This is a genomic window from Micromonospora sp. A200 (assembly GCF_029893845.1).
Classification (GTDB): Bacteria; Actinomycetota; Actinomycetes; order Mycobacteriales; family Micromonosporaceae; genus Micromonospora; species Micromonospora purpureochromogenes.
Window position 1 is genome coordinate 161,240 of the sequence record NZ_JARXXY010000013.1, and the last position, 16,697, is coordinate 177,936.

At 73.2% G+C, this 16,697-nt stretch carries 16 protein-coding genes, 3 tRNA genes and 1 pseudogene; 13 read left to right on the plus strand and 7 right to left on the minus strand.

Annotation, left to right across the window (positions count from 1 at the left end):
- The first annotated feature begins 12 nt into the window (after positions 1–12).
- Positions 13–783: a cobalt ECF transporter T component CbiQ gene (gene cbiQ, locus M2302_RS15105; protein WP_280838537.1), complete on the plus strand. Its 771-nt coding sequence runs from the start codon at positions 13–15 to the stop codon at positions 781–783.
- The gene (locus M2302_RS15110) at positions 780–1,550 is read left to right on the plus strand and encodes an ABC transporter ATP-binding protein (RefSeq protein WP_280838538.1); all 771 of its coding nucleotides are present in this window, start codon (positions 780–782) and stop codon (positions 1,548–1,550) included. The genes cbiQ and M2302_RS15110 overlap by 4 nt, the downstream gene beginning before the upstream one ends.
- A 48-nt stretch (positions 1,551–1,598) precedes the next feature.
- Here M2302_RS15110 and M2302_RS15115 read toward each other — a convergent pair whose 3' ends face one another.
- Genes M2302_RS15115 through M2302_RS15130 form a run of 4 tightly spaced genes read right to left on the minus strand, consistent with a single transcriptional unit; the run spans position 1,599 to position 4,547 of the window.
- Complete coding sequence (locus tag M2302_RS15115; protein WP_280838539.1) at positions 1,599–2,696, minus strand: hypothetical protein; 1,098 nt, start codon at positions 2,694–2,696, stop codon at positions 1,599–1,601.
- Entirely contained in the window at positions 2,693–3,409 is a 717-nt protein-coding gene (locus tag M2302_RS15120; protein WP_280838540.1) for a thioredoxin domain-containing protein, read from the minus strand. Before M2302_RS15120 ends, M2302_RS15115 begins: the two co-directional genes overlap by 4 nt.
- Positions 3,402–3,926 (minus strand): MauE/DoxX family redox-associated membrane protein, encoded by a 525-nt coding sequence (locus M2302_RS15125; RefSeq protein WP_280838541.1) that lies wholly within the window; start codon positions 3,924–3,926, stop codon positions 3,402–3,404. Before M2302_RS15125 ends, M2302_RS15120 begins: the two co-directional genes overlap by 8 nt.
- Positions 3,927–3,959: 33 nt before the next feature.
- Positions 3,960–4,547 (minus strand): sigma factor-like helix-turn-helix DNA-binding protein, encoded by a 588-nt coding sequence (locus M2302_RS15130; RefSeq protein WP_280838542.1) that lies wholly within the window; start codon positions 4,545–4,547, stop codon positions 3,960–3,962.
- A gap of 108 nt (positions 4,548–4,655) precedes the next feature.
- Between M2302_RS15130 and M2302_RS15135 the strand changes: the two genes are divergently transcribed.
- From M2302_RS15135 to M2302_RS15150, 4 genes and pseudogenes are all read left to right on the plus strand, one after another.
- Complete coding sequence (locus tag M2302_RS15135) at positions 4,656–5,300, plus strand: zf-HC2 domain-containing protein (RefSeq protein ID WP_280838543.1); 645 nt, start codon at positions 4,656–4,658, stop codon at positions 5,298–5,300.
- Between the two features lie 101 nt (positions 5,301–5,401).
- Complete coding sequence (locus tag M2302_RS15140; protein WP_280838544.1) at positions 5,402–7,066, plus strand: copper resistance protein CopC; 1,665 nt, start codon at positions 5,402–5,404, stop codon at positions 7,064–7,066.
- A 20-nt stretch (positions 7,067–7,086) separates the two neighbouring features.
- A complete protein-coding gene (locus M2302_RS15145; protein ID WP_280838545.1) occupies positions 7,087–7,824 on the plus strand; it encodes a YcnI family protein in 738 nt (245 codons plus the stop codon).
- 665 nt (positions 7,825–8,489) lie between these two features.
- Positions 8,490–8,765, plus strand: a pseudogene (locus M2302_RS15150) (hypothetical protein); the annotation flags it as partial.
- Positions 8,766–9,041: 276 nt separating this feature from the next.
- Here M2302_RS15150 and M2302_RS15155 read toward each other — a convergent pair.
- Positions 9,042–10,292: a glycosyltransferase family 87 protein gene (locus M2302_RS15155; protein WP_280838546.1), complete on the minus strand. Its 1,251-nt coding sequence runs from the start codon at positions 10,290–10,292 to the stop codon at positions 9,042–9,044.
- 72 nt (positions 10,293–10,364) lie between these two features.
- On the opposite strand from M2302_RS15155, the gene orn reads away from it, so the two are divergent.
- On the plus strand, positions 10,365–10,955 hold the full coding sequence (orn, locus tag M2302_RS15160) for an oligoribonuclease (RefSeq protein ID WP_280838547.1): 591 nt from the start codon (positions 10,365–10,367) through the stop codon (positions 10,953–10,955).
- Positions 10,956–11,066: 111 nt separating this feature from the next.
- Positions 11,067–11,142: transfer RNA gene (locus M2302_RS15165), tRNA-His, on the plus strand.
- A 51-nt stretch (positions 11,143–11,193) separates the two neighbouring features.
- Here M2302_RS15165 and M2302_RS15170 read toward each other — a convergent pair.
- A complete protein-coding gene (locus M2302_RS15170) occupies positions 11,194–12,480 on the minus strand; it encodes an Ig-like domain-containing protein (protein WP_280838548.1) in 1,287 nt (428 codons plus the stop codon).
- A gap of 209 nt (positions 12,481–12,689) precedes the next feature.
- The gene (locus M2302_RS15175; RefSeq protein ID WP_280838549.1) at positions 12,690–13,949 is read right to left on the minus strand and encodes an Ig-like domain-containing protein; all 1,260 of its coding nucleotides are present in this window, start codon (positions 13,947–13,949) and stop codon (positions 12,690–12,692) included.
- A gap of 185 nt (positions 13,950–14,134) precedes the next feature.
- Here M2302_RS15175 and M2302_RS15180 point away from each other — a divergent pair.
- The 5 genes from M2302_RS15180 to M2302_RS15200 all read left to right on the plus strand — a co-directional run.
- Positions 14,135–14,210 (plus strand) — tRNA-Lys (locus tag M2302_RS15180).
- Positions 14,211–14,298: 88 nt separating this feature from the next.
- Positions 14,299–15,270: an NADPH:quinone reductase gene (locus M2302_RS15185; protein ID WP_280838550.1), complete on the plus strand. Its 972-nt coding sequence runs from the start codon at positions 14,299–14,301 to the stop codon at positions 15,268–15,270.
- A 58-nt stretch (positions 15,271–15,328) separates the two neighbouring features.
- Positions 15,329–15,404 (plus strand) — tRNA-Lys (locus tag M2302_RS15190).
- 261 nt (positions 15,405–15,665) lie between these two features.
- Positions 15,666–16,283, plus strand: coding sequence for a TMEM175 family protein (locus tag M2302_RS15195; protein ID WP_280838551.1), 618 nt, complete (start codon positions 15,666–15,668; stop codon positions 16,281–16,283).
- A 200-nt stretch (positions 16,284–16,483) separates the two neighbouring features.
- Positions 16,484–16,697, plus strand: a 214-nt coding sequence (locus tag M2302_RS15200; protein WP_280838552.1) for a hypothetical protein, incomplete at its 3' end; no start/stop codon positions are given.

Sequence of the window (16,697 nt, forward strand, 5' to 3'; positions counted from 1 at the left end):
AGGGGTACGGGGATGGGCGCGGGACACGCGCACGTGCTCTACCGGGACGCTGCCTCACCGGTGCACCGGCTGGCCCCCGAGGTCAAGATCGCGGCGATGGTGCTCTTCACGCTCGCCGTGGTGGCCACCCCACGCGAGGCGTTCTGGGCCTTCGGCGGGTACGCCCTGCTGGTCACCGGGGTCGCCGTGCTGGCCCGGGTGGGGCTGCGCTGGCTGCTGCTGCGCGCCACGATCGAGCTGCCGTTCGTGCTGTTCGCGTTCGCGCTGCCGTTCCTCGGCGCGGGGGAGCGGGTGCAGCTCGTCGGGCTCAGCCTCTCCGTCGACGGCCTCTACGGCGGCTGGAACATCCTCGCCAAGGGCACTCTGGGCGTACTCGCGTCGCTCTTGCTGGCCGGGACCACGACGACCCGTGACCTGATCCTCGGCCTGGACCGGCTGCGCTGCCCGCAGATCCTCACCCAGATCGCCACGTTCATGCTGCGCTACCTGGACGTGCTGGTCGGCGAGGCCCGCCGGATGCGGGTGGCCCGGGTGTCCCGGGGTGACGACCCGCGCTTCCTGTGGCAGCTGCGCGGCTACGCCGCTGGCGTGGGGGCGCTGTTCCTGCGCGCCTTCGAGCGCGGCGAGCGGGTCTACCTGGCGATGGTGTCGCGGGGCTATTCCGGGCGGATGCCGGCGGTCTGGCAGGGCGCGGGCGCGGCGAGCGCCGGGCAGTGGCTGGCCGCGGCGACCGTGCCGCTGGCGGCCGTCCTCATCGCCGCCACCGCCGTCGTCCTGACATGATCGGGTACGTGCAGACCGCTGTCTCCCTGGACGTCCGCGGCGTCCGGTACGCGTACCCGGACGGTCATCTCGCCTTGGACGGGGTGGACCTGACGGTGCCGCGCGGCGAGCGGGTGGCGCTGCTCGGCCCGAACGGCGCCGGCAAGACCACCCTGGTGCTGCACCTCAACGGCATCCTCACCCCGACCGAGGGGACGGTCAGCGTCGGCGGGCTCACGGTCAGCCGGGACCGGGCCGAGCTGGCCGAGGTCCGGCGCCGGGTGGGCATCGTCTTCCAGGACCCGGACGACCAGCTCTTCCTGCCCACGGTGGCCGAGGACGTGGCGTTCGGCCCGGCGAACCTGGGGCTGCGCGGGGCGGAGCTGGCCGAGCGGGTCGACGAGGCGCTGGCGGCGGTGAAGATGAGCGAGCACCGCGACCGGGCCCCGCACCACCTCTCCTTCGGCCAGCGGCGTCGGGCGGCGGTGGCCACCGTCCTCGCCATGCGCCCGGAGATCCTGGTGCTCGACGAGCCCTCGTCCAACCTCGACCCGGCCGCCCGGCGGGAACTGGCGGAAATCCTGCGCGGCCTGCCGGTGACCCTGCTGATGGTGACCCACGACCTGCCGTACGCGGCGGAACTCTGCGAGCGCGCGGTCATCCTGGACGCCGGCCGCATCGTCGCCGACGCCCCCACCCCGGAGATCCTCGGCGACGCCGACCTCCTGGCCCGGCACCGCCTCGAACTGCCCTACGGCTTCGCCCCGCACTTCCTGCCCCGCCCCTGACGCCCCGCTCCGATCCGATTGGCACCGGCCGCGGGTGACGGGGGCGGTTCAGGCGGGGACTTCGGTGTGGGTCGTCGCCGTCGGGGCGGTGCGGGAGGCGGCGTGCAGGCGGAGGATCCCCGCGCCGACCGCGCCGGCCCCGCCGACCAGGACCGCCAGGAGCAGCAGCCGGGCGTACTGCCCCGGCCAGGGGACGGGGGCGACCGCGCGGGAGAGGACGCCGAGGTTGGCGACGCCGGCGAAGAGCGCCAGGCAGGCGCCGGAGAGCGCCAGCGCGAAGTCGGCCGCGGCCGGCCGGCGGGCCAGCGCGTAGCCGCCCGCGGCGATCGCCCCGAGCCCGGTGAGCAGTGGCCAGATCTGCCCGCTGAGCAGCCCGCCCAGCACCCCGCCGACGCCCTCCGCGCCGGCGTCCAGCTCCCGCCCGACCACCAGGACCACCGCCGCCGCGCCGCCGAGCGCCAGCAGCGCCCCGACCGCGCGCAGCGCGCGGTCCCCGGCGACCGAGCCGGCCGGCAGCAGCCCCGCCGCCGCGACGGCCAGGAAGCCCAGCGTGGCGGCCACCCACCAGGGGTACGGGTCCGGCGGCGGCACCCAGTCCAGGGTGCCCCGGATCGCCACCTGCTCCGCGCCGTCGCGGACCGGCACGGCCCAGTCGCGTACCCGGTGCGTCCGGTTCGGGTCGGCGACGGCCTGGGCCGGCGGCCCGGATTCCCGCCACTGGGTCCGCTGGTCGTGCCAGCGCACCCGCGGCTCGTCGGCGATCCGCCGCCACTGCGGCGGCGCGGCCGGGTCCGCCTCGGGCGGCAGCGTGGTGTCGCCGGCCAGCGTCCGGTTGAGGTACGTCGCCGGGGAGCGGCTGTTCTCGTACGCGCCTGCCGGCCCCACCCGCAGGTACGGCTCACCCGAGTAGCCGATCACCTCGACGTCCCGGCCGGTGCGGTTGACCAGCTCCAGCCGGGCGCCCGCCTCGACGGCACGTACCGTCAGGCCGGGACGGGCCGGGGTGAGGCCGGTCGCCTCGATGCGGTAGTCGGTGCCGTCGGGGGCGTCCGCGCCGTGCGCGGCGGCCGGCGTGGCGAGGGCGAGCAGGGTGAGCAGCGCGGCCGTGGCGACCAGGCCGGCCCGCCGGAGCAGGGCGAGGATCACTTGCCCGCCGCCTCCACGGCCGCGGTGATCCCGGCCGGGGTGCGGTCGGCGACCTCCCTGCCGTTGACCTTGATGGTCGGCGTGCCGGTGACGCCGGACCTGCTGGCATCCTCGGTCACCTTCTCGGTCCACGGCTTGAAGGTCCCGTCCTTCACGCAGGAGCCGAACTCGTCCCGGTTCAGGCCGACGCCCGCGCCGATGTCGATCAGCTCGTCGTTGCTGAGCCCGGCGCTGCCCTCCGGTGGCTGCCGCGCGAAGAGCGCGTCGGTGAACTCCTTGAACTTGCCGCCCTGCGCGGCGCAGCCGGCGGCGGCCGACGAGCGGGTGGAGTATTCCGTGGTGGAGAAGCGGTTCAGGTAGGCCACCGGGTGGAAGACCACCCGGGCCTTGCCGTCCTTCACCAGCTGGTCGATGGTGGCGCCGTTGACCTGCTGGAACTGCTTGCAGGCCGGGCAGAGGTAGTCCTCGTAGAGGTCGATGGTGACCGGGCCGCCGCCGATCACGATGCCGGTGCCGGCGTCGTTGGCGCCGGGCGGCGCGGTGAACTCGTCGGCGCGCTGGCTGGACCAGACGCTCCAGCCGATCAGGCCGGCGATCACCAGCACGACGACCGCGGCGACGGACGCCCAGAGCGTGCGCCTGCGCCGGGCCTCCCGGGCCAGTTGCTCGCGGACCACCCGGGCGGCGTCCCGCTGCCCCTTGCGACTACTCATCGTCGTCCTCCACGGCGGGTTCGCCCGTCAGCCAGCCGTCCACCGAGACGGGGGTGCGGGGCCAGATCAGCAGGAACCCGGCCAGCGCCAGGAATCCCAGGTCCCGGAGGATCTCCGGGAGGTAGCTCGGGGCCTGCCCGGCGGCGAGCTGGCCGCCGCTGCCGAAGCAGCCGCAGTCGATGGCCAGCCCGCGGCTCCAGGCCGAGACGATGCCGGTGACGAAGACCACCAGCAGCGCGGCGGAGACGCCGGCGGCGAGCCGGGTGGCCAGGCCGACCAGCAGGATCGCGCCGAGCGCCAGCTCCACGAAGGGCAGCGCCGCGCCGACCACCGTGGCCACGTCGTACGGCAGCAGCTGGTAGGCGTTGACCGCGCGCCCGGAGGCGGCGAGGTCACCGACCTTGGCGGCGCCGGCGACGAGCCAGACCGTGGCCAGGCCGAGGCGGGCGGCCAGCCCGATCCAGGGGCGGACGGCGGGCCAGCGGGCGGCCCGGATGCGGGGTGCGGTCACGATCATTGGTCGTCGCGTCCGGCCGATTGGTTCCACCGCTCAGCCGGCCAGCGCGTCGCCGACCGCGTCGACCAGGTCGTGCCGGGCGCGGGCCACCCGGGAGCGGATGGTGCCGACGGGCACCCCGGCCACGGCGGCCGCCTCGGCGTACGAGAGGCCGAGCAGCTGGGTCAGCACGAACGCCTCGCGGCGCTCGGCCGGCAGCCGGCGGACCAGGTCGGCGGCGCCGAGGTGCCCGGCCGGGTCCGGGTGCGGGCGGCCGGTGTGGGCGTGGGCGGCGAGCCGCTCGTCGAGCCGCCGCCGCCGGATCACGGTGCGCAGATGGTCGGCGCAGGCCCGCCGGGCGATGCCGAGCAGCCAGGTACGCGCGCTGGCGCGCCCCTCGAAGCCGGCCAGCGCCCGGAACGCCCGCAGGTAGGTCTCCTGGGTGAGGTCGTCGGCGGTGTCCGGGTCGACCAGGGCGGCGGTGAACCGCCACACCTCGGCCTGGGTGGCCCGGACGAAGGCGGCCTGGGCGGGGGGATCACCGTCGCGGGCGCGCAACGCCCAGTGCGTCGCCGGGTCGCGCGCAGTGCCGGGTGCCGCGTCGGGGCGGCCGGCGGTGGTGTCGCGCGGGGCGGGGATCACGTCACCCGAGGTTACGCGGCGTATCCGGGGCGAGCAGGGTCGTTCGGCCCTTTCTATGGCCCGGCCCACGTCGGGAACTTTCCCGCCCCGCCACCCGACTACCTGCTCATGAAGTGCGACGACGTACGCGTGGCGCTGTCGGCGCGGCTGGACGGCGAGGACCCGCAGGCACCGGCCGCGGCGCTGGACGCGCACACCGTTTCCTGCCCCGACTGCCGGTCCTGGCTGGCCCGCGCCGAGCAGGTGACCCGGCTCACCCGGGTCCGCTCCGTGCAGGTGCCGGACCTGACCGCCCGGGTGCTGGCGGCGGTCGCCGCCGATCCGGTGCTGGCCGCGCGTTCACCGGCGGCCGTCCGGGCCGCCCGTCGTCAGGTGCTGCGGGTCGCGGTGGCGGTGGCCGCGGTGGCCCAGCTCGCCATCGCGCTGCCGATCCTGCTGGCCGGGCTCGGCGTGGCCGCCGATCCGCACACCAGCCGGGAGATGGCCTCCTTCGACGTGGCCCTCGCGGTGGGTTTCGCGCTGGCCGCGTGGCGACCGGAGCGGGCCCGGGCGTTCCTGCCGGTGGCGCTGGTGCTGGCGCTCTGCCTGGCCGGCACCAGCGTGGTCGACATCGCCAACTCCACCACCGCCCTGGTGCACGAGGTCGGCCACCTGGCCGCCGTGGTGCAGGCCGGCCTGCTCTGGGCGCTCGGCCGGGTCAGTGGCGAGGCCGACCGGCCGTGGTCGCGCGCGGTCGTGGCGGGGCGCGGGTGAGGCCGAGGGCCCCGGTGCCGCCCGCCGCCGCCCGGCCGGGGTCGGACCGGTCCGGCGCCGGTACGGGGTCGGGTCGGCGCAGGGGCGTCGCGTCGGCGAGCATGGCCGGCATGAACGTCGTCGATCGTCGTTGGTTCGCGCGGCTGGGTACCGCCGCCGGCCTGCTGGTCACCCTCGTCGCGCTGCTGCTCGCCCCGGCCGCCCCGGCCAGCGCCCACGCCGTGCTGGCCAGCAGCAGCCCGGTCGCCTCGGCCGTGGTGCCGAGCGCCCCGGCCGAGGTGGTGCTGACCTTCAGCGAGTCGGTGCGCAAGGTCACCGGCAAGATCCGGGTGATCGCCCCGGACGGCTCCCGGGCCGACCGGGGCGAGCCCACCTTCGAGGGTGCGCTGGTGACCGTGCCGGTGGAGCCGTCTGGGCCGCGCGGCACCTACCTGGTGAGCTACCGGGTGATCTCCGCCGACAGTCACCCGGTCTCCGGCGCCTTCACCTACTCGGTCGGCGCGCCCTCGACGCCCCCCACCGACTCCGGGGCGGAGAGCCGGGCGAACCCGGTGGTGGAGAACGCGGTCAAGGTGGCGAAGTACCTGGGCTACGTGGGTTTGCTGCTGGTGGTGGGTCCGGCGCTGGTGCTCGCCGCTCTCTGGCCGCACCGGCTGTCCCGCCGGGGCCCGGCCCGGCTCGCCTGGGCGGGAGTCGGGCTGCTCGCGCTGGCCACCCTGGCCGAGCTGTGGTTGCAGGTGCCGTACACCGCCGGGGGTGGGCTGACCGACGTCACCGGGGCCGGCTTCAGCGAGATGCTCGGCAGCACGTACGGCACCGCGCACCTGGTCCGCCTGGGTCTGCTCGTGGCGGCGGCGTTCCTGCTGCGCCCGCTGACCCGGGGCCCGGTCGGTCGTAGTGACGCGCTCATCCTGGCCGTGCTGGGCGCGGCGGGGCTGTTCACCTGGCCGCTGGCCGGGCACCCGGCGGCCTCCCCGGCGCCGGCCGTGTCGGTGGCCGTCGACGCGGTGCACCTGGGCAGCATGGCGGTCTGGCTGGGTGGGCTGGTGATGCTGGCCGTCTTTCTGCTGCGCCGCGCCGACGAGCGGGAGCTGGGGGCGATCCTGCCGATCTGGTCCCGCTGGGCGGCGCTGGCGGTGGCGGCGCTGCTGCTCGCCGGGATCGTGCAGGGGCTGATCGAGGTGGGCGGCGTGCGGCCCCTCGTCGACACCACGTACGGCCGGCTGCTGCTGGCCAAGGTGGGGCTGTTCGTGCTGGTGCTGGCGGTGGCCGCGTACTCCCGGTGGCTGGTGCGGCGGCGGACCGCCGCGCAGCGCCCGGTGCCGGTGCGGCGGGCCATCTGGGCCGAGCTGGCGATCACCGCGGTGGTGCTCGGGGTGACGGCCACCCTGGTGCAGACCACCCCGGCCCGGGTCGCCGGCGATGACGTGGCCGGCGCCCCCGCCGGCTTCTTCTCCACCACGCTGACCAGCCCGATCTACTCGCTGCAGGTGGAGCTGGATCCGGCCGAGCGGGGCAACAACTCGCTGCACCTGTACGCGTACACCAGGGACAACCGGCCGCAGCCGGTGGCCGAGTGGAAGGTGACCGCGGCGCTGCCGTCGGCGGGCATCGAGCCGATCGACATCCCGCTGCTGCCACTGACCGACAACCACGTGACCGGGGAGATCAGCTTCCCGAGCGCCGGCGAGTGGCAGCTGCGCGTCACCGTCCGCACCTCCGACATCGACCAGGCCACGGTGACCGCCACCGTGCCGATCAGGTAACGAGAAAGGCTCTCCCACAGATGATCCGTCTCCGGCGTCCCGCAACCGCCGCCGCTCTCGCGCTCGCCGCCGTCACCACGGCGGTGCTCGGCTTCGCCGGGCCCGCCTCGGCGCACGTCACCGTCAACCCGAAGGAGGCCGCGCAGGGTTCCTACGGCCGCTTCGCCTTCCGGGTGCCGAACGAGAGCGACACCGCCTCCACCACCAAGGTCGAGGTGGTGCTGCCGGAGAACGCGCCGGTCGGCTCGGTCTCCACCATGCCGGTGCCCGGCTGGACGGTGGCGGTGGAGAAGCGCAAGGTGGACCCGCCGATCGAGGTGCACGGCAGCCAGCTCACCGAGGCGGTGTCGAAGCTGACCTGGACGGCCACCGGCGACGCGGCGGTGAAGCCCGGCCAGTTCCAGGAGTTCCCGGTCTCGATGGGCCCGCTGCCGCAGGTCGACCGGATGGTCTTCAAGACCTTGCAGACGTACTCCGACGGCAACGTCGCGCGGTGGATCGAGGAGCCGACGCCCGGCGCCGAGGAGCCGGAGAACCCGGCGCCGGTGCTCACCCTGGCCCCGGCCTCGGCATCGGCCTCGGCCACGCCGGGAGCGGCGCCGGCCGGGCAGGCCGCGGCCGACGACGATGACGACGAGGACTCCGACGGGGCGGCGACCGGGCTGGCCATCGCCGGTCTGGTGGCCGGGCTGGCCGGTCTGCTCCTCGGTGGACTGGCCTTCGCCCGGACCCGCCGGGAGGCGACGCCGAAGGCCTGATCCGCTCCGCCCGCCGGCCCGTCGGAGTCGCTCCGGCGGGCCGGCGGCTGTCCGTCCCCACCGATATGCGCAGATCGTGGCGGTCTCGTCGGTAAGGTCTGCCGGGTACCCGGACACCGAAGGAGACGGAACGGATGCGGTTCGTGCGGTCGCTCGTCGGAATGCTGCTGTTGGTCGTCGGGATCCCCGCCCTGCTGGCGGGGGGTGGCCTCAGCCTGGTCGCCGGGCACGCGAGCACCGACGGCACCTTCAGCGCCCGGTTCGAGCCGGTGCGCAGCGCGGGCCGGGCGGTGGTGGTGCAGGACGTCGACGCGCTGCTGCGCGCGGAGGCGCCGTTCACCCGGGTCGGCGGGACGAGGCTGCGGCTGACGGCGCGTACCGCCGACGGGCCGGCCTTCGTCGGGCTGGCGCCCGCCGACGAGGTCCGCCGCTGGCTCGCCCCGGTCCCGCACGGCACGGTCGACCGGATCGCGCTGGCCCGCGGGCCGTTGCCGGTCCGGTTGACCGACGCCGGCGCCGCGCCCACCGCCGGGCCCGCCGGCGCGGTCCCGGCCGCCCCGCTCGACGCGCCCTTCTGGGTACGCGAGGGGATCGGCGCGGTCGAGTGGACCCCGGGTGAGCTGGCCGGCCGCCGGTTGAGCCTGGTGGTGATGCGCCCCGACGGCGGCGCGGACCTCGCCCTGGACCTGCGGGCCGAGGTGCGGTCGGACTGGTTCCGCCCGGTGGCCTGGGGTGCGCTGGCCGGCGGGCTCCTGCTGATCGTGCTGGCGGTGCTGGTGCTGCTGCGCCCGGTACGCCCGCGCGAGGTGGTCTTCGTGGTCGAGCCGGACCAGGTCCCGGTGCTCGCCGGTCGGCTGGGCGTCAGCTCGCTCAGCGGCCTCGGCACGGGGCCCGAGCCGGAGCGGCAGTTGGTGTCGGTCGGGGCACCCGAGCGGTCCCGGGCCGCCATCGGCGCGGTGCCGGCGCGCCGTCCGGCCACCCTCGCCGACCTGCCGCCGTGGCCGCCGGAGCGTCCCGAGGAGACGGCCGAACCGGTGCCCGGGAACCCCCGGCCCGCCGGTACGGACTGACCCATTACGGCGAACGGCCCGCCGCGCTGCCGACGCGGAGGGCCGTCCTCACCGGGGGATCGGTGCTACCCGACAGACGTCTGCGGTAGGTGTTGCCAGATTAGCGGCGAAAGTCGGCCACTGGAAGATCTGTCCATTTAGCGCAAGTTATCCGTGGGTCGGCTCCGCCCGCCGGCGCACCGGGAGCGTCACCAGCAACAGCAGGGCCAGCAGCACGTAGGCGTTGCGCACCAGGAACTCCGCCGGGGTGTCGGTACGCGCCGGGGCCACGCCCCAGTCGAAGAAGGACACCACCCCGTAGATGATCACGAACGCCGTGCCGACCGCGAGCGCGAGCAGTCGACGGCGCCGCCGGCCCCCCGCCACGGTGTCCCGGTCCGCGCGCAGCGCCGCGTCCACCAGCACCACCACCGCCGGGATGAACCAGTAGATGTGGTGGGTCCAGGTGATCGGGCTGACCAGGCCGCCGACCAGCCCGGTGAGGGTCAGCCCGGCGAGTTCGTCACCGGCCCGGGCGGCGCGGGCCGCCCGCCACAGGCCGTACCCGGCGACGACCGCGACCAGGGCCAGCCAGAGCAACTGGTTCGGTTTGGCCGGCGCGTCGATCCGGCTGAGCAGCCCGAACAACGACTGGTTGCCGGTGTAGTCGGTGCGTCCGACCCGGTTGGTGGCCCACAGCTCGTGCGTCCAGAAGCGCCAGGAGTCGCGGGGCGCGAACGCCGCGGCCAGCAGCGTCGCCGCCGCCGCGGTGACGCTGGCCACCACCGCCGCCCGCCACCGCCGGCTCACCAGCAGGTAGGCGATGAAGATGCCCGGGAAGAGCTTGAGCGCCGTCGCCAGCCCCACGCCCACCCCGGCCCAGCGCCGCCCCCTGGGTACGGCGAAGAGCAGGTCGGCCAGGATCAGCACCACCAGCAGCATGTTGATCTGCCCGAAGGTGATCGTCTCCCGGGTGCTCTCCACCGCGAACACCAGCAGCACCGCCACGGTGAGGGTGAACGTCCGGGGCAGCCCGTGCCGTTCGATCACCGGGCCGACCAGCCACCGGGTGGTCACGATCACGCCGATCGCGGTCAGGACGGTGAAGACGGCGATCGTCACGCCCAGCGGGAGCATCGCGAACGGCCGCAGCAGCAGCGCGCTGAACGGCGGATAGGTGAAGTACAGCTCGCCCTGGACCCGGTCCGGCTGCACGTAGTCGTAGAGCGGGTGCCCGGACGACCACCAGTCCATCGCCCGCATGTAGATCTTCAGGTCGAAGAAGTCGTGCACCATGCCGGGCAGGTACAGGGCCGGCAGCACGGCGGCCAGCGCCAGCACCGTGACGACCCGACGGACCGTCCGGCCCCCCTGTTCGTCGGAGCTGACAGCGGGTGGCGCGACCGGTTCTGCTGGCACGGGGAAACCCTAGCGGTCCGCTCCGCCGCCGGTGCCGAGGCGCGACACCTGGGCTGCGGCTAGTCTGTCCCGGTGGCTGACCTTCTCGTCTGGATCGACTGTGAGATGACCGGGCTGGATCTCGCCGGCGACGCGCTGATCGAGGTCGCCGCGCTCGTCACCGATCCCGACCTCAACGTGCTGGGCGAGGGGGTCGACGTGGTCATCCACGCCGACGAGGCGGCCCTGGCGGCGATGCCGGAGATCGTGGCCACGATGCACGGCAAGTCCGGGCTGACCGAGGAGGTGCGGCGCTCCACCGTCACCCTGGCCGAAGCCGAGGACCTGGTGCTGGAGTACGTCACCAGCCACGTCAAGGACCCGCGTACCGCCCCGCTGTGCGGCAACTCGATCGCCACCGACCGGGGCTTCATCGCCCGGGACATGCCCCGCCTCGACGCCCACCTGCACTACCGCATGATCGACGTGTCCTCGATCAAGGAGCTGACCCGGCGCTGGTACCCCCGGGTGTACTTCGGCCAGCCGCAGAAGGGCCTCGCCCACCGGGCGCTGGCCGACATCCGGGAGAGCATCCGCGAGCTGGAGTACTACCGGCGGACGATCTTCGTACCCCTGCCCGGACCGGACGTGGAGACGGCCAAGGGGATCGCCGCCCAGCTGTAGACCGGGGCGACGGCCCGCGCGGGCGTGTGGTGCGCAACCCGCTGGACGGGGGCGGCCGGGGTGTGGCTATTATTAGTCCGCACCGCCCGGGCGACCGGCGCGGAAGGCACGGTGGCTGTAGCTCAGTTGGCAGAGCACCGGGTTGTGGTCCCGGTTGTCGTGGGTTCAATTCCCATCAGTCACCCCAGACACGAAGGCCCCCTCCTCGCGGAGGGGGCCTTCGTCGTGTCCGGGCCGGTCAGGGGGTGGGGTCCACGCTGGGAGCCTCGTCCCCGGGGGTGGCCTCCGGGCTCGGAGTGGCCGCCGGCTCCTCGTACGGCACGGCGCTGCCCTTGACGTAGTCGTCCCAGCTCATGTTCCAGTCGGTCCAGCCGTTGCCGTTCTGGAGCTTGCGCTCGGTGCCCTTGACCGTGATCGGGTCGCCGATGCGGGTGTTCTCGAAGAGCCACTTGCCGTCGGCCATCGAGACGTTCACGCAGCCGTGCGAGACGTTGACCCGACCCTGCTTCCTCTCCGACCAGGGCGCGGCGTGGATGAACTCGCCGCCCCAGGTGAGCCGCTGGGCGTAGTCGATCTTCGTCCGGTACCCCTCCTCGGGGCCCAGCTCCTCCAGCGTGTCGAAGACCGTCTTGCGGAGCTTCTCGATCACCACCATCGTCCCGCTGGACGACGGGGTGGTCTTCTTGCCGAGGCTGACCAGGATCGTCTTGACGACCTTGCCGTCCCTGGTGACGGTCATCCGCTTGGTCTTGTTGTCCACCTGCATCACCAGCGACGGGCCGATCTTGACGTCGACGGTCAGGTCGGAGCGGCCGTACCAGCCGTCGCCCATCGGCAGCCCGCCGGCCTGCACCCGGTACGACACGGTGGTGCCCGACTGCCAGAACTCCTTCGGGCGGTAGCGGACCTCGGTGGGGCTGGACCAGTGCCAGATCCCCTCCTGCGCCGGCGTGGTCGTGACGGTCATCCGACGCTGGACGTCGTCGCGGTAGTCCTCGGGGATGGCCCGGCCGAACCGGACGATCAGCGGCATGCCCACCCCGACCACCTGGTTGTCGCCGAGGAAGCTGGTGATCCGTACCTGCTTGTCGGGCTTGGCCATCACGGTGAAGGCGCTGGTCGCGGTGGCCGGCTTGCCGTCGTCACCGGTCGCCGTGACGGTGGCGGTGTACTTCTCGCCGTACTCCAGGGCGCCCGCGGGGAGCCAGCTCTTGCCGTCGGCGGCCAGCTCGCCCTCGACGGCCTTGCCGCCGGCGTCCGTGAGCTCGACGCTGGTCTCCTTGGCGTCCTTCGTGGCGAAGGTGATGCCGGTGGAGGCCGGGACGTCGGTCGCGTCGGCCTTGGGCTCGACGATGGTGGCCGCGGCCTTCGGGGCGCTCTCGCCGCTGCCCTGCCAGCTCGACGGCTTGTCGTCGCCGGAGCCCGTGCAGGCGGAGGTGAGCGCCAGCGTCGCGGCGAGGAGCCCCGCCGCGAGTGCGCGGCGCCGCCCGGCGTGCCGGGTCAGCCGGTGGTGGGTAGCTCGCATGATTCCCTCACAGTCGTGGTCCCCGATGGCCCCATCCTCTCCCACTGACGCGAGAGAGCGCCGGTCGGTTGCCGGCCGTGAACAGAAACACGCCCATGGGGGAGTGCGAATACCGGCTCGGTTCCGCTGGCCCCCACCCACCAGTGACCGGCGCGGGCCGGGCCCGCTCCGGTCGGGCCGGCGTGACCGCCGACCCGACCGGGTGGGTGCTACAGCAGCGGGCCGGAGCCGCCGTCCGGCACGGGCAGGGCGCTGCCCTTGACGAACTCCGACCAGCTCAGGCTCCAAGCCGTCCAGCCGTTGCCGGGGGCGACGCGGCGCTCGGTGCCCTTGATGGTGATCGGGTCGCCGATCTTCGTCTGCGCGAAGAGCCAGCGGCCCATCGCCATCGAGACGTTGACGCAGCCGTGCGAGACGTTCTGCCGACCCTGCACCCCCTCGGACCAGGGCGCCGCATGGATGTACTCGCCACCCCAGGTCAACCGCTGGGCGAAGTCGATGTCGGTGCGATACCGGTTGTCCGGGTCGGGGTCGTCCATGGTGTCGAAGACCGTCTTCTCCTTCTTCTCCATCACCACGAGGGTGCCGCTGGAGGAGGGAGTGCTCTTCTTGCCCAGGCTGACCGGCAGGGTGCGGACCACCTCGCCGTCCTGGTACACGGTCATCTTCTTGGTGTTGTTGTCGACCTTCATCACGAAGGACCGGCCGATCTTGGCGGTCGCCGTACGGTCGACGTTGCCGTAGCGGCCGTTGCTCAGCGGCATGCCGGCCAGCGCGATCCGAACGTCGAGGGTGGTGCCCGGCTTCCAGTACTCCGGAGCCCGGTAGTAGGCCTGGGTGCCGTTGTAGACCCAGTGCCAGGCGCCCGGCTGCGGCGGGTCGGTCTTGACGAACATCCGCTTCTGCACCGCCGCCCGGTCCTTCTTCGGGATGCCCGGGTGGAACTCGACGACCACCGGCATGCCCACGCCGTACGTCTTGTCGTCGAAGAGGTAGAGGCCGGAGCTGATCATCGACTTCGGCTTGGCCATGGTGGTGAAGGTGCTGGTGCCCTGCCGGGGCTCGCCGCCGGTGCCGGTGCCGGTCACCGTGGCGGTGTACTCGGTGCCGTACTTCAGCGGAGCCGACGGCACCCAGGAGGAACCGTCCAGCCGCATCCTGCCCGCGACCTGCTTGCCGTCGGCGGAGGCGAGGGTGACCGAGGAGACTGTGCCGCCGCCCGGCAGCTTTGCGCTGATCTCGGTGCTCACCGGCTTGTTCTTCGCCCCGTCGGCCGGGCTCACCGTCAAGCTCTGGGCCGGCGCGGAGGTCTCGGCCTCCTGCGGGGCGGCGGGTGCGCCCGTACCCGGAGCAGCGCCGCCGACGAACTCGGCGGCCTTCTTCTGGTCGTCGCCGCACCCGGTCAGTGCCAACGACATCACCAGGGCCAGGGCACCCACCATCGCCCCGGCCCGCGTGAACCTGCCCATTCCCACCTCAGTTCTCGCGTGCCTGGCGACATGGTGCCGTATCGACGCCGCCGCGCTGGTCCCGCCAAGCGGTCGGCCGAGCGATATCGTGGCCTTTGCCCGTTAAGCTCGGCCGAACAGGTGAGCCGGGTATCGGATTGGAACCCGGCTCAGGGACCTGCTAATGTTCTCTCCGTTGCCAACGAGCGCCGCTAGCTCAACTGGCAGAGCAGCGGACTCTTAATCCGCGGGTTCGGGGTTCGAGTCCCTGGCGGCGCACCAGCAGTAAAAGGCTCTGGCCTGGTGGTCCTCCACCTGGCCGGGGCCTTTTTCGTGTTCAAGGCGCGGCTGGGTCGTCGATGATGAAGGCATGCGAGCCGCCTGGATCGAGCGCCCGGGGCCGGCCACAGACATCCGGTACGGCGAGCTGCCGGCGCCTCGTCCCGGCCCGACCGACATCCTGGTCGACGTCATCGCCACCACCGTCAACCCCGTCGACACCTTCGTACGCTCGGGGGCGTTCCCCACCCCGCTGCCGCTGCCCTTCGTGGTCGGCCGTGATCTCACCGGCCGGGTCGCGGAGGTGGGCCCGGGCGCTGCCGGCTTCCGCGTCGGCGAGGTGGTCTGGTGCAACAGCCTGGGGTACGGCGGCCGGCAGGGCAGCGCCGCCGAGCAGGCCGTGGTGCCGGTCGACCGGCTCTACCGCATGCCCAGCGGGGTCGACCCGGCGATCGCCGTGACCATGCTCCACCCGGTCGCCACGGCGTACCTGGCGTTGTTCGTCCACGGCCGGCTCCGGCCGGGCGAAACCGTGGTGGTGGCGGGTGGCGCCGGCAACGTCGGTGCCGCGCTCGTGGCGCTCGCCGCCACCGCAGGTGCCCGCGTCGTGGCCACCGCGTCGCCGGGCGATGCCGACTTCTGTCGGCGGAACGGTGCCGCCGACGTGCTCGACTACCGCGCTCCCGACCTGGTCGAGCGGCTGAGGTCGGCCTGCCCGGAGGGTGTCGACATGTATCTCGACACCGCCGGGCGGAATGAGCTGGCGTGGACGATCGAGCTGCTCGCCGTGCGCGGGCGGGTCGTGGTGCTCGCCGGCGGCGACACCCGACCGGTGCTGCCGGTCGGCGCGCTCTACCGGAACCGGGCCGTCATCGGCTTCGCGATTTCCCACGCCACCACCGCCGAGCTGGCCGCGGCCGCGGCCCTGGTGAACCGGATGCTGGCCGCCGGGCGGGTGGCCGCGCGGGAGGTCGTGCCGCTGCCGTTGTCGGCGGTCGGCGAGGCGCACGGCATGCTGGAGCGGGGCGAACTCCGGGGACGGCGGGTGGTGATCCGCCCCTAGTGGGGTGCTCCCGGCGGGCTGGGTCGGGGGTGTTAACGTTTCTCCCCGTTGTCAGCGAGCGCCGCTAGCTCAACTGGCAGAGCAGCGGACTCTTAATCCGCGGGTTCGGGGTTCGAGTCCCTGGCGGCGCACCAACGATCAAGGCCCTGACCTGGTGGTTCACGCCGGGCCGGGGCCTTTTCCGTGTCTGCTGGTGGTGAGTGGTCGCTCGGCGGGTGCTCGGGAGCCGTTGGACCGGGCTGGCATCGGTGGGACGCGGTGTCGTGCCAGCAGATAGATGAGCCCTTCATACGTCGCGTGGGCGGGCCCGCCTCGGATCTGCGGCGGCCGGGCCGGCGGTAGCTGGCCGGGTTGAATCCCCGCGGCACGTCGGGGTGTTGCGGTAGAACTGTGGCGTGAGCCGAAAACGGCTGGAGGGATTCAGTGATGCAGTCTTCGCAGTCGCGATCACGCTACTCGCGCTGAACCTGGCCGTGGCCGGCCCGGGTCATGGCCCGCTCCTGCATCAAGTCGCGGACCACTGGCCTTCATATGTCGCCTACCTGATCAGCTTCCTCACGATCGGGCTCATTTGGGTCAACCATCACCCCCTCATCGAGAACGTCGCCGCCGTCGACCGGACGCTGGCCCTCCTCAACCTCGTCCTGATGGTGTTCGTCGTCCTCATCCCGGTAGAGACGGCGACGGTGGCCAAGTACCTCGCGCTGGGCGGGCAGGACGCCCGAGTGGCGGTGCTTATGTATGCGGGTGCCTTCATGGGGATGGGGCTCAGCTTCGCCGGGATCTTCGAATGGAGCATGAGTTCGGGGCGGCTCCGGCAGCCGTTGCCGAAGCGGGCCCGTTGGAAGGCGCGGCTGCAATTCGGGGTAGCGTCGGTCCTGTATCTGGCCGCGGTCGCCGTCGCCTTCGTCAGCCCGCCGGTGGCACTGGCCATCATCGCCGCCGTCCCCGTTTACTACATCTTCGAACGCCTCCCGGTGATCGGCTCTCCTGCAGGCGACCGGCAGCAATGAGCCGCTGCCGCGCGAGGATCCAGCCCGGATGACGCGTCCGGAGCTAACCCCCGGTTCCTCTGCGGACGCTACGACTCATGCCGGAAGCGCCTTACAAGCGAGGGACCGCAGGCGACACCTGACCCCTACGTGACCCCAACCCGCCGCCAAGACACCACGATGAGCCAAGCCAGCAGGGGACGGCTGCCGACGGTGTGACGATGAGCAAGAACAAGGCGGGTGTCCTCTTAATCCGCGGGTTCGGGGTTCGAGTCCCTGGCGGCGCACCAACGATCAAGGCTCTGGCCTGGTGGTTCACACCGGGCCGGGGCCTTTTTTCGGGTCTTCTGCTGGGTTTGTGGGTCGGTGTAGATCATCTGTTGGGTAGTTGGGGTCGGTGGCCGCCGAGGCTGAGCATGGCCAGGGCGATGAGGG